The sequence below is a fragment of the Phycisphaera sp. genome (assembly GCA_025916675.1).
Taxonomy (GTDB): Bacteria; Planctomycetota; Phycisphaerae; order Phycisphaerales; family UBA1924; genus JAHCJI01.
Map to the genome: position 1 here is coordinate 676782 of CP098402.1, position 16333 is coordinate 693114.

The 16333-nt window shown below is 66.3% G+C and carries 15 protein-coding genes; 7 read left to right on the forward strand and 8 right to left on the reverse strand.

Features of this window, described 5'->3' with window-relative positions:
• Nucleotides 1–18: 18 nt before the first annotated feature.
• The 3 genes from NCW75_02995 to NCW75_03005 are packed head-to-tail and all read right to left on the reverse strand — an operon-like array spanning nt 19 to nt 3499.
• On the reverse strand, nt 19–1188 hold the full coding sequence (locus NCW75_02995; GenBank protein ID UYV13259.1) for a DNA topoisomerase IV subunit A: 1170 nt from the start codon (nt 1186–1188) through the stop codon (nt 19–21).
• Nucleotides 1188–1574, reverse strand: a complete 387-nt coding sequence (locus NCW75_03000; protein ID UYV13260.1) for a hypothetical protein — start codon at nt 1572–1574, stop codon at nt 1188–1190. Before NCW75_03000 ends, NCW75_02995 begins: the two co-directional genes overlap by 1 nt.
• On the reverse strand, nt 1571–3499 hold the full coding sequence (locus tag NCW75_03005; GenBank protein ID UYV13261.1) for a DNA topoisomerase VI subunit B: 1929 nt from the start codon (nt 3497–3499) through the stop codon (nt 1571–1573). Before NCW75_03005 ends, NCW75_03000 begins: the two co-directional genes overlap by 4 nt.
• Before the next feature lie 223 nt (nt 3500–3722).
• Between NCW75_03005 and NCW75_03010 the strand changes: the two genes are divergently transcribed.
• From NCW75_03010 to NCW75_03030, 5 genes are all read left to right on the forward strand, one after another.
• Nucleotides 3723–5159 (forward strand): FG-GAP repeat protein, encoded by a 1437-nt coding sequence (locus tag NCW75_03010; protein ID UYV13262.1) that lies wholly within the window; start codon nt 3723–3725, stop codon nt 5157–5159.
• 159 nt (nt 5160–5318) lie between these two features.
• Nucleotides 5319–5963 carry a hypothetical protein gene (locus NCW75_03015; GenBank protein ID UYV13263.1) on the forward strand — a complete coding sequence of 215 codons (645 nt, stop codon included), beginning with the start codon at nt 5319–5321 and terminating at the stop codon, nt 5961–5963.
• A 27-nt stretch (nt 5964–5990) separates the two neighbouring features.
• Nucleotides 5991–7085: an NAD-dependent epimerase/dehydratase family protein gene (locus tag NCW75_03020; GenBank protein ID UYV13264.1), complete on the forward strand. Its 1095-nt coding sequence runs from the start codon at nt 5991–5993 to the stop codon at nt 7083–7085.
• A 154-nt stretch (nt 7086–7239) separates the two neighbouring features.
• Complete coding sequence (locus NCW75_03025) at nt 7240–8049, forward strand: hypothetical protein (GenBank protein UYV13265.1); 810 nt, start codon at nt 7240–7242, stop codon at nt 8047–8049.
• 54 nt (nt 8050–8103) lie between these two features.
• On the forward strand, nt 8104–9135 hold the full coding sequence (locus NCW75_03030; protein UYV13266.1) for a dihydroorotate dehydrogenase: 1032 nt from the start codon (nt 8104–8106) through the stop codon (nt 9133–9135).
• Nucleotides 9136–9160: 25 nt separating this feature from the next.
• Here the strand turns inward: NCW75_03030 and NCW75_03035 are convergent, their stop codons facing one another.
• From NCW75_03035 to NCW75_03045, 3 genes are all read right to left on the reverse strand, one after another.
• Nucleotides 9161–9763, reverse strand: coding sequence for a hypothetical protein (locus NCW75_03035; GenBank protein UYV13267.1), 603 nt, complete (start codon nt 9761–9763; stop codon nt 9161–9163).
• 20 nt (nt 9764–9783) lie between these two features.
• Complete coding sequence (locus NCW75_03040) at nt 9784–10518, reverse strand: RNA polymerase sigma factor (protein ID UYV13268.1); 735 nt, start codon at nt 10516–10518, stop codon at nt 9784–9786.
• A 102-nt stretch (nt 10519–10620) separates the two neighbouring features.
• Entirely contained in the window at nt 10621–11685 is a 1065-nt protein-coding gene (locus NCW75_03045) for a hypothetical protein (GenBank protein UYV13269.1), read from the reverse strand.
• 204 nt (nt 11686–11889) lie between these two features.
• Between NCW75_03045 and NCW75_03050 the strand changes: the two genes are divergently transcribed.
• Together NCW75_03050 and aroC are read left to right on the forward strand one after the other, a co-directional pair.
• The gene (locus NCW75_03050) at nt 11890–14148 is read left to right on the forward strand and encodes a fused MFS/spermidine synthase (protein ID UYV13270.1); all 2259 of its coding nucleotides are present in this window, start codon (nt 11890–11892) and stop codon (nt 14146–14148) included.
• A gap of 19 nt (nt 14149–14167) precedes the next feature.
• Nucleotides 14168–15367, forward strand: a complete 1200-nt coding sequence (gene aroC, locus NCW75_03055; GenBank protein UYV13271.1) for a chorismate synthase — start codon at nt 14168–14170, stop codon at nt 15365–15367.
• 3 nt (nt 15368–15370) lie between these two features.
• On the opposite strand, the gene NCW75_03060 is transcribed toward aroC, so the two are convergent.
• Together NCW75_03060 and NCW75_03065 are read right to left on the reverse strand one after the other, a co-directional pair.
• A complete protein-coding gene (locus tag NCW75_03060) occupies nt 15371–15856 on the reverse strand; it encodes a hypothetical protein (protein UYV13272.1) in 486 nt (161 codons plus the stop codon).
• 159 nt (nt 15857–16015) lie between these two features.
• Nucleotides 16016–16318 carry an ATP-dependent Clp protease adaptor ClpS gene (locus tag NCW75_03065; protein UYV13273.1) on the reverse strand — a complete coding sequence of 101 codons (303 nt, stop codon included), beginning with the start codon at nt 16316–16318 and terminating at the stop codon, nt 16016–16018.
• Nucleotides 16319–16333 lie beyond the last annotated feature (15 nt).

Here is a 16333-nt window from a genome sequence, read left to right on the forward strand (position 1 = left end):
CTCCGCACATGCCAACGGCTAATCCAACCAATCCTCCGCCGCCAACCGCTCCGGCACATACGTCTCGGTCACGTAGCTGATGTCGATGTTGATGAGCGCCTCGACCTCCAGCTTGAAGCCGTTCTTGAGCAGCTTGCTGATCTCCTTCTGCCAGCCCTTGTGGTCCTGGAACCACGGGTAGGCGGCGATTTGCTTGGCCCGTGCGATGTCGCGGTCGTTCAGGCTGATCTGCACGCTCTCGCTCAGGTTGCATCGCTCGAAGTCGTTCGAGCGAATCCCCAGGAACTTCGCCTGGGGGATGGCCAGCCGCTCGCTCTCGAAGGCCAGCGAGATGCTGCCCTGCTTGATGACGCTGTAGATGTAGTGCCCCCAAGGGTCGCAGTCGAGCAGGCAGATGATCGGTAGGCCGAGTTCTTTATTCAGGCGATGTAATAAGCGCCGCACGCCGCGTGGGGGCTGGCCGCTGCCCTCGGTCAATATGCAGTTGTGCGTCTTCCAGAAGCGGTCCTCGTTGAAGCGCTGCCAGACGGTGTCCTTCTCGACGTGCAGCACGAAGTCGGCCTCGCACTTGCCGAACTTCACGCGGTCGGGCTCGCAGATGCTCGGGATGGCGTAGCCGCCGCTGCCCATCTTGCGGCAGTCGATCGTGTCGCCGCTGTCCTCGATGGTGATATTGCCGACCATCGCGCCGCGCTTCTTGGCGAAGATGTGCAGCTCTTCGCGGAGCGCCCCAAGCGTGACTTCGAGGTCTTCGAGGATCACGTCGCTCTCGGTCTGGTCATCGAAGGTCTTCTCGCCGGTCTTCTTGCCCTTGGCGTCGTGCACGTCACCGAGCCCGGTATAGAACATGCCGCGGAGGCTGGTGGTCTTGTCCTGGTCGATGAGGCGGCTGATGCCGTGGGCGTGGCGCAGGCTCTGCATGAACTTGCGGGCCTGGCCCAGGTTGAAGATCTGCCGCGTGCTGGTGGCGGCACCCATCTGCAGGATGCCGCGCTTCTTGTTCCAGCTCGTGTTGCTCGACGAGCGCGTGGGCACGTCGAACGTCGGCTCGACGCCAGCGAGCGCCGAGTTAGCAACGCCGGTGGCCAAACCCTTGAGCGCCTCCTGCGTCTTGGCGTCACGCTCCTTTGCCTCGGCGGATCGCTTGCGGTGGGTGGAGCGGACTTTCTTGGTGGTTTTCTTGGCCATTACGCAACCTCGTCGGAATTCGCTTCGGCGTCATTCTGAAGTTTTTGTGGTTGGAAGCCTGCAACGAGTGTGGCGAGGCTAGTGCCCAGAATTAGAACACTGAGAACGACATGCCCCGGTCCTCCCGGTGACGGCGGATCCTCAAAACGCGGCCGCCAGTAGGTCAGTGCCAAGTTGAGTTGTGGATCTGGCAGGATGCCGGATTCAGCGGTGGACTGTTGTTCACGGAGTTCTTGCGCTATGAATTCCGCCATGACTGGATAATGTTTGAACCAATCCGCACGCCCAACAACATCACGCACAGAAACTACAACACCCAAAGCCGCCAACATGGATGTGGCGATGCAGAGATACCGCAGTTCGGCACGAGTAGGGCGGCTGATCACTTTGCCTTGCTCCGTTGTTTCTTGCCACTCTTCTTCCGCCGCACCGGCACGCTCTCCTCGTCATCCCCAAACAACCCACGCCCCGAGTCCTCCGGCCGCCCCTTCTCGACGGCCCCGTTCGACTTCGCCTCCACCTGCGACGGCTTCGCGTCGCTGTCGACGATGATCACCCCATCATCCTCGGCCGGTGCCTTCTCCTTCTTGACGTAGTTGCCGTCTTCGTCGAGTTCCGCGTCGGCGATGGCGGTCCGGGCCTGGGCCTGCTCGAGCAATGCGTCGAGCAATTTGCCCTCGTCCTCGCCCGTGAGCGCCGCCGTCGAGCGCGCGATCTCCGCGATGTAGCGGCTGAACACGTCGCGTCGCTGGCCCTCGCGTCGCATCTTCTGGCGGCGGCGCAGGTACGTCCCCAGCTTCCGCCCACACTCCTGGAGCGCCAGCCGCATCTCCTTGCGGATCTCGTCGTAGTCGGCGATCGCTTCTTTGCTCTCGCTGGTGAAGGGCACCCACACGCTGGCCATGTGAACCATGATCACCATCGGCCCCACCGGAAGCGCCCCACGCGGCTGGCTGAGGCTGTAGTTCTTCCAGCCCGTCTCGACCACGGCCTTGAACGACGAGCACGCAGATTGCTGGTACAGCAACGGCACGCGGTTGGCAAAGCGGATGACCCGGGCCGACTCGTCGCCCGGCAGGTCTCCGCCGAACGCGATGGCCGCCTCGATCTGGAACGGGTTGCCTCGATACACCGCCGGGTCCCGCGTGCTGGCGGCGTAGAACTCGGCCTTCACGCCCTTGAGCAGCCCGCTGAGCATCTGCCGCACGCCGATGGGTGCCAGGCAGTCCGTCGGCGGGGCCCGCAGCTTGCTGTCCTGGAGCGCCCGGTACAACCGCTCGGCCGCATCGTGGTCGACGGTGCTGACGTACGTCTGCCCCGTGAGGGTCTTGCCGCCCTTCACCGACGCCTTGCCCGTGATGTCCTTGACGATCGCCGGCGGCACGCGGCTGAACTCGTTCTTGAAGAATCCGGTGAGCTGCTTCTCGCTGGTGCTCTTGAGCATCCGCAGGAAGTTGCCCAGCTCAACGCCATAGGGGTGCGGCTTGATCTCCTCGGTCTCGGGCGGCAGTTCCTCGACGGCCCGCGGGAAGATGTACCGGTCGGCCAGTTCGGTCGTGTGGCTCAGCTCGGTGGAGGTTTCCTCGACTTCTAATGCCGGACCGCCCGCCGCCTTCTCGGGCGGGATGAACGTGATCTGCGCGTGCGGGTTGGCGATGGCGGTCTGCTCGAGGTACGCCTCGACGCTGGTCTTGCCGCGCTGGTAGCGGGCCTCCATCTCGATGCGTACCCGCGTGCCCGTGCCGCTGGTGGTGGGGGGGAAGTCGTCGGTCTCGACGTCGATGGTCACCTCGGGCTTGTTCTTGGTGGTGTCCATCGCCAGTTCGAGGTGGTGAGCGGCCTTGCGTTTGCCGGGCTTGGTGGTGATGACCATGGGCTTGCCCGTGGTCATTAGCCCGTACATGCCCGCCGCGCTGATGCCGATGCCCTGCTGCCCCCGGCTCATCTTCATGCGGTGGAACTTACTGCCATACAAGAGCCGCCCGAAGATGTTCTCCACCTGCTTGCGGACGATGCCCGGCCCGTTGTCGGTGATGGTGACGGCGTACCGCCCCGGCTTGCTCGCGCTGGGCGGGGCAACCAATTCCTCGATCAGCACCTCGATGTCCGGCAGGATGCCCGCCTCCTCGCAGGCGTCCAGGGCGTTGTCGACGGCTTCCTTGACGGTGGTCAGCAGGGCCTTGCGGGGGTTGTCGAAGCCCAGCAGGTGGCGGTTCTTCGAGAAGAACTCGCTGACGGAGATGTCCCGCTGCTTGCCGGCCATGGTCTCGGCGGTCTGGCGGGTCTTGGTCGTGGTCTTCCTGGCGGCCAAGGCGACCCTCCATAGCGGCTGTCCCCGGGCGATGGCCGGGCGTGTGCATCCGTGCGAGCGAGGATAGGTCGCGGTTCCTGGGTGTTTCGACCTCGCAACCAACAAGCTGGGCAAGCGGGGAATCGTGGGCCGGGCAGTCGACGGCTGCGCGGGCTTGCCCGGCTTCTCGCAGCGGCTTACAACCTCCGCCGTGGAGTGAGATCAATACAAGGGAGAAGACGAGATGAACATGAATCGGAGAGCTTTGTACGTGCTGGGCGTCGTCGGCGTGCTGCCCGCCTGCCCCACCCTGGCCCAGTCCCTGTGCGGCAGCGAGGACGCCAAGGTCACCCCGGCCTCGGTCGTAACCGACGATAACTTCGGGGCATCGTTCGATGCCGCGGCCGCCGGCTTCGGCGTGGCCGGGGCGATCAATGCCGGTGCCGATGGCGCGGGCCGGGCGTACATCTACGCGATCAACCCGACGGTTCCCCAATTGCAGTTCGAGCTCGCCCCCGATGACGGCGCCAGCGGCGACCGATTCGGGGCGTCCGTGGCCGCCGATAATGCCTGGGCCCTCGTGGGCGCACCATTTCAGGGCGAGGCCGGCCCGGCGGCGGGTGCGGCCTACCTCTACCTGCGGTCGACCGGTGCCCAGGTCGACAAGCTCCTGGCCAGCGACGGCCGTGGGCTCGACCTCTTTGGTGGGTCCCTGGACATCGACTTCGATCGTGCGGTCGTGTGCGCCTCGGACAAGAGCAGTTCGACCGGTGCGGTCTATGTCTTCGAGATCGTCGGCCTCGACGCCGTCGAGCGGTTCAAGCTCACCGCTTCGGATGCGGCGGCCGTCGACCGATTCGGCAGCGCGGTCTCGATCGACGGCGGCGGTGTCACGGCCGGCGAGGTGGGCTACGCGCTCATCGGCGCCATCGGCAACGACGATTTCGGTGCCAGCTCGGGATCGGCCTACCTGTTCAACATTGAAACGGGCGAGGAAACAGCCAAATTGCTGCCCGATGACCCGGCCGCCGGCAGCCAGTTCGGGCTCGAAGTGGCGTTGCTCATCGAGGGCGACGTGGCGCTGGCCGCAGTGTCTGCCGACACGAACAACCCCGATGGGACCAACGGCTCGGTCTACCTCTTCGACGTAAGCGACCGGTCCAACCCGGTGCAACTCTCCAAGGTCACCGCCAACGACACGCTCGGCGTTGGAGACTTCGGCATCTCGGTCTCGTTGACGAGCGACACGCTGCTCGTCGGGGCCCTCTCGGGCGAGACCACCCTCGCTGGCACGGCCTACAGCTTCGACATCAGCGATCCCGCCAACCCGGTGCAGTCCTCGATCATCCGCCCCGGCGACGCGATCCCCTTCGCACGGTTCGGCACAGCGACGACGTTGTACCAGAGCCCGAGCGAGCTGCGCGTCTTCGTCGGCGCGCCAACCGCCGATAGCGGCGACCCGGCCCCCGGCACAGTAACGACCGGGGCCCTCTACGCCCTGACCGTCAGCGGGTGCCGTCCCGACTTCGACGGCGACTGCCTGCTGACGATCTTCGACTTCCTCGCCTTCCAAAACCTCTTCGACGCCGGCGATTTGTCCGCCGACTTCGATGGCGATGGGGATCTCACGATCTTCGATTTCCTGGCCTTCCAGAACGCGTTTGACGCCGGCTGTAGCTGATAGATGCCGCTGGCGAGATCAAGAACGCTGCATGATGCGTGAAAAAGGGCTTGCACGGCAGGCCTTTTTTGGGTACATTGACCCTGAGCGGCCATGGGGCCGCACACCGGGTTTCGGGGGGAAGCGCCCACTCGGCGCGTCTGGAAAGGAGTGGGCGTCATGGTCGGAGCGGTCATTGGTTCCCTGGTCGGCGGTGCGATCGGAGCGGCCATCTGGGCCGCCGTGGGCTATTTCACGGGCTACGAGGTCGGTTGGATCGCCTGGGGCGTGGGCGTCCTGGCGGGTCTGGGTGCCGCCGTCGGCTCGAACGTGGCCGGCGACGGGCCGAGCACGGGCACCGGCGTCCTCGCGGCGGTCGTGGCGTTGGCGGCCGTGGGCGCGGGCAAGCTGGCCGTCGTCGAGATCCACTACATGAACGATGCCGATCTGGCGTTGGCCCAGGAGTTCAACGATGAGATCTTGATGACCTACGTCGCCGACCAGCTTGCCGAGCAATGGGAGGAAGACGGCATCCACATCGATTGGCCCGAGTTGCCCGACAACCAATGGTATCGGTGGACCGAGGCCGACTACCCGCCCGATCTGTGGGCCGAAGCCGTGGTGTGGTGGAACGAGACGCCGGCAGAGGAGCAGGTCCAGATCCGTGAGGCGTATCGAGAGCTGCACGAAGGGAGCATCCAAGAGGCCGAAGAGATGTACGCCGACTTGGGTTCCGAGAACTTCCTTACCGGATACGACGCGCTCTGGATGCTCTTTGCCGTCGGGTCGGCGTTTGGGATCGGTCGGGGCGGCAAGGACGAGTAACACCCGTCGGCCCCCTATCCTCTGCCCGTGAGCACGAATACCGCCATGCGTTTGTCTCCAGCGGCCGCCGATCCGGTTGCGGAACTCGATACCGCCACCGGCCAGGGCACCCCACGGCGTCAGGCCATCCTACTGACGGGGGCAGGCGGTGAGGTTGGCCACGGGCTCATCCACCGGTTGAGCGAGGTCGGCGGCACGCCCGTTGTTGCGACCGACCTGCGACCCATCAACGACGACCTGGCCAACCACTGCCACGCCGTCTTCACGGGTGACATCCGGGATCCCTTCTCCCTGGCACCCATCCTGGCCCGCTACGAGATCACCGAGGTCTACCACTTGGCCGCCCTGCTCAGCTCGACGGGCGAGAACAACCCCGAGCTGGCCCACGAGGTGAATACGCAGGGCACGATGAACCTGTTGCGCTTGCTGACCGGGCAGGTCAACGCCACCGGCCGGCCTGTGAAGTTCATCTACCCAAGCTCGATCGCCGTCTACGGCCTGCCCAGCGAGGCCGAGAAACGCCGTGCGGGAGCGGTGGCCGAGGACGAGTACCTCAACCCCATCACCATGTACGGCGTGAACAAGCTGTGCTGCGAGCACCTGGGCCGGTACTACGCCGAGCACTACCGCATGCTCTCGCGCGGCGACGCGCCCGCCCCAATCGACTTCCGGTGCCTGAGGTACCCGGGGCTCATCAGCCCCCATACCGCCCCCAGCGGCGGCACCAGCGATTACGGCCCGCTCATGCTCCACGCGGCGGCGAAGGGTGAAGAGGCGGTCTGCTTCGTCGACGAGAGCGCCCAACTCCCGTTCATGCTCATGGCCGACGCCGTCGAGGCCACGCTGGCGATCGCCCGGGCCGAGAGTGTGTCGCAGCGTGTGTACAACGTGGCGAGCTTCGCGCCCACCGCCGGCGAGATCGCCAGCGCGATCGCAAAGCACTTCCCCGGCTTCAAGCCACGCTACGAGATCAACCCGGATCGCGCGGCCATCGTCTCGAGCTGGCCGGGCGATGTCGATCGATCTGCAGCTTCCGAGGATCTCGGGATCGTCCCATACCGTGAGTTCTCGGACGTTTTGGCCAATGACCTGCTGCCAGCCGTTCGTAGCATGTACGCATAAATACACATATTTTCCGCCTCTACGATCTGGTTATGGTGCGAATGCGCGGAATATGCCGACCTTGCCGGCGAGCTAGTATTCTGACTAGCTCGGAGTCCGGGCCAGGCGGGATCGTCGTTTACGCTCTTGCTCGGCCAACAGAGGATCCCACCTGATGGGCGAAACCCAGACTCGCGTTCGATTTGGTGACTACACCATCACGCGCGAACTCCCCGAATCCCCGATCGCACGCCGGCTGCTGGCGATGGAGCCCCAGCGGCACCAAGCCAAGGTGCTGCACTTGTTCCCCATCCGGCCCGACGACGCCCAGGTGGCCGTGCTGCGCCGCGCGGTCGACAACCTACGCATGATCGACAACAAGCACGTGCTGCCCGTCGAGAAGCTGCTGCTCGGCATCGTGCACCAGCCCTGCGCCGTGACCCCCTACACCGGGCACCAGGACGGGCTGATCGATCTCGAAACCCTACTGGGCGAGAAGGGCGGCCACATGGAGCCCGGCGAGACCGATCGCCTGCTCCGCCAGATCTTCGACGGCCTGGCCGCCGCCCATGAGAAGCTCGTCCACCACGGCGCCCTGAAGGCCCGGGACGTCCTGATCGACCGCCGCGGCAGCGCCACCATCGAGATGCTCGGCGTGTCGCGTTCGCTCGAGGGCCTGCGTGGGTTCTCGACCGAGGTGCAGCGCGACGAGATCCGGGCCTTGGTCGAGCTCGGCTTCACCTGCCTGACCGGCCACGATGCCACGACGGTCGGCCTGCCGGCCAGCAAACTCGTCCGCCGCCTCGACCCCGAGTGGGACTCGTTCTTCGCCCAGGGGCTCGATCCCATCGACGGGTTCGACACGGCTGCCCAAGCCATCGAGGCCCTGCCCAGCGCGAGCTTCGATCGCGAGCCGGCTACCCAGCGTCCGAGCCGTGCGGGATTGCTGACCAACTTCCGCCGTGCCGGTGCCGATCGCTCCTGATCGAGATCGCTCCGTGCCACTGGCCTCGGCCGTGGTCGGTGGTAACACTTGAGCGTGCCGGACCCCACAGACGCGCCAATGCAGACTCAGCCCGAGCTTGCCCGCCCGACGCCCAAGGGGCCCATGGCGGTCGACTTGGCGGGCCTTGAGCTCCAGAGCCCCATCATCCTGGCCGCGGGCACGGCCGGCTACGCCGACGAGATACTCGACGTGCTTAACCCCGCGGCGCTCGGGGCGGTCACGAGCAAGTCCATTACCGCGCAGCCGCGCGAGGGCCACCCGACGTGGCGCATGGTGCCGCTGCGCGGCGCGATGCTCAACGCCATCGGGCTGGCCAACACTGGCATCGAACGATTCGCCGAACATGTGGCGCCAACCCACCGGTTGGGTGAGCATGGCGTACGACTCATCGCCTCGGTCGCGGGCGACACGATCGACAGCTATGTGCGTGTCGTCTCCGAGATGGATGGGCTCGACGGCGTCAACGCGGTCGAACTCAATGTGTCGTGCCCCAACGTGCATGGCGGGGCCGACTTTGGTGTCGACCCAAACGCGCTCACCGAACTCGTCGGTGCCGCCCGCGCGGCCCTGCCCAGCAAGCCGCTCATCGTGAAGTTGCCGCCGATCGCCACTGGCGTTCCTGGCATCGTGGCGATCGCGCGTTCGGCTATCGAGGCACAAGGTGTTCCCAATGGGCCGAACAAACGCCCGGGTGCCGATGTGCTGTGCATCGCCAACACCACCCCGGCCATGGCTATCGACATCGAGACGCGTCGCCCACGGATCACGAACGGCACGGGCGGGCTGTCCGGCCCCGCGGTCCACGCGATAGTCGTGAAGCTGATCTACGACGCGTACCGCGGTATCGCACGTGACGAAGGGGTGCCGATCATCGGGCTTGGTGGTGTGAGCAACTGGCGCGAGGCCGCCGAGTTCGTGCTGGCGGGCGCGTCAGCGGTTGGCATGGGGACGGCGACCCTGGCCGATCCATCGATCCCGGCCCGTGTGCACAAGGGGCTGGCACGGTGGGCTAAACGCATGGGCGCAATCAAGCTGACGGAACTCATTGGTGCCGTAGAGGTGTGAATTAGAAGGGTGCTGGGGGAGCCGGTTAAGAAGACGCCGGGGCCGGGTCATTCGAGCGACGCGGTGGCGGCGATTGCCGCGGTGTGTCCCTCTCCGGCTGGCGTTGCGTGGGCCCGTTCGTGGGGATGCGGCCGGTCATGTGATCGCGGAATCGAGCGACGTCGGAGATAAGTGCTTCGGTCGCATCGCGGCCCGCTTCCGTGCCGAGAGGTCGCTGGTCCGCCTTGGCATACGCGGAGCCGCTGTAGCTCGGACCACCGCCGTTGACGTCGTAGAACCGATTGGCCAGGCCATCGGCCCAAGGCTGCCACGCCTCGCTGCCGCCCATGAAGTGGACGGCGGCTGACACGATCATGGCGATGACCGCGGCGGCTGCCAAGGGCGGGCGGAGCGAGAATTGCAACCTGCGGTTCGAGAAGCCGTTGTCGCGATACATCGTGACGCGTTCACCGGTCGTCCCGGCCTGGCGCTGGGCGGCCAAATTCGACATCACACCCGCCCGAACACGCAGCGGCGCGGACTCTTGCGGCCAGCCCTTCTGGTCGCTAAGCAGCGACTCCAGGCGACGACGGATCGCCTTCCGGCGGCGAGGGGTGAACTGAGCGGGATGTGGGTTGGTACGAGCCACAGGATGTGTTCCTAGTCCTGCTAAGTATTCGCTCCGCGACCGCGGAGCGTAACGCGCGAAGCGGCGCTTTTACTCGTGTCTTCTTTTTTGCTCGTATATTCGTTCTTAGGGTCATCCCCATCAGCGGAGACGATATCGCCGGCACGGTCGCGGATGGCCTCGCCAAGCACGTTCCGGGCCCGCAGCAGCATCACGCGTACGGCCACGCCCGATTTGTCCATCACGCGGGCGATCTGGGCCGGGCTCAGGCCCTCGACGTAGCGGAGCCAAACGGCGGTCAATTGGTCGCGGTTGAGGACCGATTCGGCGATCTTCCAGATGCGGCGGCGGTCGTATCCCGCGTCGGGATTCGCCGCTGTGAGGCTGGGAGCGGCGGCATCGACGTAGCCGATGGCCGATTCCGGTGCCACACGCACCCGGGCACGCCGGCGGGCGGCCGAGGCGGCCAGCCGGGCAGCGATCGTGAGCAGCCACGGGGCCAATGGGCGTTCGGGCTCGAAGGTGTGCAGCTTCTGCCAGGCCCGCAGGAACGTCTCCTGGGCCACGTCCTCGGCCTCGGCCGACGATCCGGTGCGACGCAGTAGGAAGCGATAGACGCGGTCCTGGTAGCGAGTGACGAGCACGTTGTAGGCGGCGACCGATCCCTCCTTGGCCAATTCGGCCAAGGCCTGATCACTCAGGTTGTCCACCCGCTCGGCGGGGCGCCCATGGAATGGGACTTCGAACGGGATTGAGCCGGCAACCGACGCGGACATTGCCATTAGGTTAACGCATCCGCAGCAAAATCCAATGCGGTTTCACACTTAGGGTTATCCGTAAAATTTGTTTCATGACAGTGGACAACCCAGATTAGCCACTTATCGGTCGCTGGGATTCGGCGATTCCGGTTCAATGGCGAGGCCGGTCCCACGATTTGGGGTGTCGGATGCCGGCGGGTCGGCTTTCGCGATGGCACGCTCCATTATCAATTTCACCGAGGAACCGTCTCGTGAAACCTGGCATGCCTCAACCAGTGGGAGCAATTCCAGCATAGCCGGGTTGCTCGCGGCCAACGCCGAGGTTCGGCTCGTCCAGAATTCGACCATGCTGTTGAGCGCCGACACCATCCTGTCGCCGTTGGCTGTTTCGTTGCCATGGACATCGAGATTGGCGAAAACCACGGTCTGGTTGCTTTCGTCGCGATAGCCCAGGTGGGCCACCAAGCTGTCGGCCGAAGCCAGCAACTCCGATCGCAGCTTGGGGTGGGCATCGTCGAGGTCCTTGGCCCAGGCGAACAGCACGCAGCCCGGCGGGGGGCACTCGGGGCCACCCTCGATATCGAGCTTGGTGTTGCCGTCTCGGGAGGGCGGCTCCGGTCGGTCGCTCGCCTTCTCGGACAGGAGGAGGCCGATGCACGCCTGGAGCCGATCAGAATTGTCCGAGAGCACGGCTACGAGCTTCGGGGGCTGCCCAGTCGATGCCTCGCGTGTCCCCATGGGCACCAGGGCGACATGGACCGACAGGCTGTCGATGGTCCAGGCGTTGATTCGCTTCCCGTCGGCCTGGAGAGTCCTGCGGAGCATGAGGGTGTAGCCGTTGTGGGCCTCGACGTGCTTCTGGATGGCCTGCCGCAGGGCGGCACCTCCCTGGAGTATCGTGGTGGTCACGCCCCGGGCGTCGGGGGCTCGGGTGATCGTGCCAAACATGGTGATGCCGCTGACGTCCATGCGGGCGTCGATGCCCATGTCGGTGAGGCTGGCTCCCCAGGCCGAGGCGGTCATGGCATCGAACAGGGGCGTGAGGGCCTCGGCCTGGGCCAACCGTTCGGCGTCTACGTGGATCACCCAATCGCTGCCCTTGGCCACCCAGTGCTCGGGCAGCGGTCCGGCGCAAACGACAGGTGCGACCAGCAAGGCGAGCGCGGCCATGAGCAGGGCACGCATGGTGCGGGAGCGGAACGGCTGCCGGAGTGTCCACGAGGCTGGTCTGACCAAGGCAAGGCTCCCCCACGCTTGCTTAGGGCAATTCGCATCGGGGCGTTTCACGAGGTTGGGCAATTCCCGTCGCCCTCCTTTGCGCCGGCCGTGGCAGGCGGCCCGCGAGCCCGTAGGCGGTACCATGCGGGCCCCGGAGGGGTTGCACGCCCGATGCTGCCGATCTACACCATCGCCATCTTCCTGGCCGCCGCACTGCTCTTTTGCGTGCAACCGATGCTCGCGCGCATGCTGCTTCCAAAACTCGGCGGCAGCCCGGCGGTCTGGACGGCTGCGATGCTCTTCTTCCAGGCCGGCTTGCTGCTTGGGTACCTAGGTGCCCACGTTCTCGGTTTGCTCGGCCGGCGTGCGCCGCGGGTTGCGATTGCCGTCCACCTGGTGCTCGCCGCCGCGGCGGTGCTAGCCCTGCCCCTTGCCCTGCCGGCTGGGTCGGCCGAGGGCCCGCCCGCCCTCTGGGTGATGTTCGCGTTGGCCCTGGCTATCGGCGCGCCGTACCTCGTGCTGTCCTCGGTCTCGCCGCTGCTGCAACGCTGGATCTCGACCACAGACCACAAACTCGCGGCCGACCCGTACCCGCTCTATGCCGCGAGCAACGCGGGCAGCCTGCTCGGGCTGTTGGCGTACCCGTTCATCGCCGAGCCGTTGTTGAGCCTCGACCAGCAGCGATCGTGGTGGTCGATCGCGTACGTCGCCCTGGTGGTGTTGCTTGGCATCGGCTCCGCGCTCGTTATCCGTCGTACGCGAGCACCGCGCGAAATCGTGAAAGAGGCGCCCGCCGAACCGGTGACCGGGTTGCGCCGCTTGGCGTGGGTCGGCCTGGCGATGGTCCCTTCGAGCCTGCTCCTTGGCGTGACCCAGCACCTGACCACCGACGTGGCCGCCGCGCCGTTGCTGTGGGTGGTGCCGCTGTCGCTCTATCTGCTCACGTTCATCATCGCGTTCGGCGTGACCAAGCCCGGTGTCGATCGCTGGGTCAGCCGGCTCGCGCCCATCGCGGTCGTCGGTGTCGTCGTCGCCATGCTGCTGCACGCTCGGCAGCCGTTGGCAGCCGTGGCGGGGGCGCACATCGCGGCCTTTGCGTTGGCGGCGATGCTCTGCCACCAGCGGCTCGCATCGCTGCGGCCCGAGGCCGGGCGGCTGACCGAGTTCTACCTGCTCGTCGCGCTTGGCGGCGTGCTGGGCGGGGCATTCAACGCCTTGCTGGCGCCGGTGATTTTCGATCGCGTGCTGGAGTATCCGATCGCCATCGCCCTGGCCATGCTCGCACTGCCCGGGCTGCCCAAGTGGAAGGACAAGAACGCGAAGAGTTTGGACACCCCCGCCGGCCAACTCGTCGTGGGCGGCACCGTGGTGGCGGTGTTCGTGGCCATCCTCGTGCTGCTCGGGGCGATGGGCCGGCAACCGCTGGCCGCATCGGCCGAGTGGTGGGATCGGGGGCTGGCCGTCGGACTGCCCGCCCTGGCCTTGTATGTTGTGTACAGCTGGCCGGTGTCGTTCTCACTGGCGGTGGGTGGCGTGCTGCTGGCGGCGACGTTCTGGAAGGGCCCGGCCGAGGTCATCCACATCGAACGCACGTTCTTTGGTGTCCACATGGTCGAGAAGGTCCAGACGCGATGGCGTGATGGTTCGATCGCGACGCTCCACCAGCTCCGCCACGGCTCGACCGCCCACGGCCTGCAGCGTGTGGATACCGGCGGCGTGCCCGTGCCGCTGGCCTATTACCACGACCAGAGCCCCATCGCGGACATTTTCGCGTTCATCGATGGGCAGGCCGCGCCCCGGCAGCACCACGCGCTCGATCGCGTTGCACTGGTCGGCCTGGGCAGTGGAGCGCTGGCGGCGTACGGCCGGCCGGGTATGACCATCCACGCGTACGAGATCGATCCGGCCGTTGTCGAGATCGCGCGCAACCCGTTGTACTTCACCTTCGTCAGCCAAAGCCGGGCCGACGAGATCGAGTACTTCGTGGGCGACGGGCGATTGCTGATGGAGGCGCACGAGGGCGAGCCGTACGACCTGATCGTGCTCGACGCGTTCAGCTCCGACGCGATCCCGGTCCACTTGCTGACACTTGAGGCGTTCGAGGTATATCTCGATCGGCTGGCTGACGGCGGCGTGCTGGCGGTGCACATCTCCAATGTGTACTTGAATCTGGAGCCCGTGGTGGCGCGAGCCGCCGAGCGTTTGGGGCTGCACAGCACCATGCGTTTCGACCTGCGCGTGCCCGAAGAAAACACGGGCACCGGCCGATACACGAGCACCTGGGTGATGCTGTCGCGGTTGCCCGATGACCTGACGCCGCTGCGGCAGCGCACGCTCTGGCGCCCGCCCATGGCGCCCGAGGGCTTCCGCGCCTGGACCGACGATCGCAGTAACCTGCTCTCGGTCATCGGCACGCCACCCCAGGAGTAATGGCGGATACGATCCGCCCATGCCGACCCTCGACTACCAGACCGCCGGCGAGAGCCACGGACCCGGAATGATCACGATCGTCACGGGCATGCCCGCGGGCGTACCGATCGATGAGGACGCGATCAACGTGGAGCTGTCTCGCCGCCAGGGCGGGTACGGTCGCGGCGGTCGGCAGCGGATCGAGACCGACACGGTCGAGTTCCTCAGCGGCGTGCGGATGGGCATGACGCTGGGCTCGCCCATCGCCATGCGCGTGGCCAACAAGGACTCACGCATGGACGACGCCGAGCGGACCCCGCCGGTGTACCGGCCCCGTCCCGGGCACGCCGACCTGGCCGGCTCGCTCAAGTGGCTGACGACCGATTGCCGGGGCACGCTCGAGCGGGCGAGCGCCCGCGAGACGGCGGCCCGCGTGGCGGTGGGGGCACTGGCGCGGGGGCTGCTCAAGCTGTTCGACATCGAGGTCTTCGGCTTCGTGCGCAGCGTGGGCACGGCCGTTTCCGAAGCCGTGGTGACACCGGACAAGCACAAGGAACTGATCAAGGCCCGTAACGCGAGCGAGACGTACTGCCCGGACGCCGACGCGACGAAGAAGCAGATCGACGTGATCCGCCAGGCCAAGGTCGACAAGGACACCGCCGGCGGGCTGTGCGAGGCCCACGTGTTCGGAGTGCCGCCCGGGCTTGGTAGTTGCGTCGACTGGCGGCTGAAGCTCGACGCACGCATCGCCTACGCGGTCATGGGCATCCAGGCGTTCAAGAGCGTCGAGATGGGCATGGGCCGGCGCGTGACCGAACTGCCGGGCTCGCAGGTGCACGACCCGATCCGCTACGACCGTGCCAAGGTCGACGGACCCTCGATGGGCTTCGTGCGAGACACCAACAACGCCGGCGGGGTCGAGGGCGGCATGACCAACGGGCAGCCGGTCGTGGTGACCGGGGCGATGAAGCCGATTTCCACGCTGCTCCGCGGGTTGCCGTCGGTCGACCTGAATACGAAGGAAGCCCAGCAGAGCGACTATGAGCGCAGCGACGTGTGCGCGGTGTCGGCCGCCAGCGTGGTCATGGAGAACGTGGTCGCGTTCGAGATCGCCAGGGCGTTCCTCGACAAGACCGGTGGCGACTCGCTCACCGAGGTGCAGGCGCACCACGGCGCGTACATGGACCTGGTGAAGATCCTGCCGCTCGACCCGCCGATCATGACGATCGCCGGGGATTAGGAATTACGCGGCTTCGCCCGAGCCGAGCTGGCGCATGAGGGCCTCCCACGCAGCGGCGTCGACGTCGTAATGCTTGCGCAGGCCCGCGCTCAGTTGCTCGGTCTCGCAGAGCGCCAGCGTGCATTCGGCCCCGAACGTGGACGAGGCGAATCGCAGGGCGCGCGGGAGTTGCTCGCGTGTCGTGCACAGCACCAGCGATCGGCCGGCGTAGCGGATGGGAATCATCGCGAACTGGGCGGCTTGGCGGCCCGACAGCACGCACAGCACGTGGCTGGGGATCTCGAGGTTGGCCGGGTCGACCCATTCGGCGATGGCGCTGTACTGCTCGGCCCAGACGGTTTCGATCTCGTCCTGGGAGATCTCGAACATCTTCTCGGCCAGCTCGCCGAAGGGGCGGTTGGTCCCACGCTGGGCGCGGAGCACCTGGTCGCGCTGGGTCTCGCTCAGGATGCCCTTGTCGATCAGAATCTGGCCCATCGGCTTGGACATGACGCAACCCTCCGGCGCGGCTCGGTCGAGTGGCCGCGTCGGTTCTGGCATCGGGCGTGGACCGCCGATGGGCGAGGGATGTTGGGCGTGAAACATGACCGCCCGAGGGCGCGCGGCGGCGTACATGGCCCGACCGTTGCAGTCGGCACGCTTGGGTGCTTATTCGGACGGGTTGTCCACCGGCTCGATCGTGGACACCAGGCCCTTCGAGCGCAGGCGGTCGCGGTAGAACTCGGCCCGTTCCTTGTGGGTGGTCATCACGTGGGCGGCCCCACGCATGTGGGCCTCGAGCATGATGCGGGCGGCCGGCTTGTAGGCGATGGGCGTGACATCCACCAGGCTCTCGACCACGTAGAGCATGTCGTGCTCATCGTCGTTGTGCAGCAGCACGCGGAAGGGCGGGAGCTGGTCGACGGCAGGGTCGGTGGTGGTTGGGACGGGGATGGTGTCCTGTGTGGTCATCTCGGAGGAGAGTGT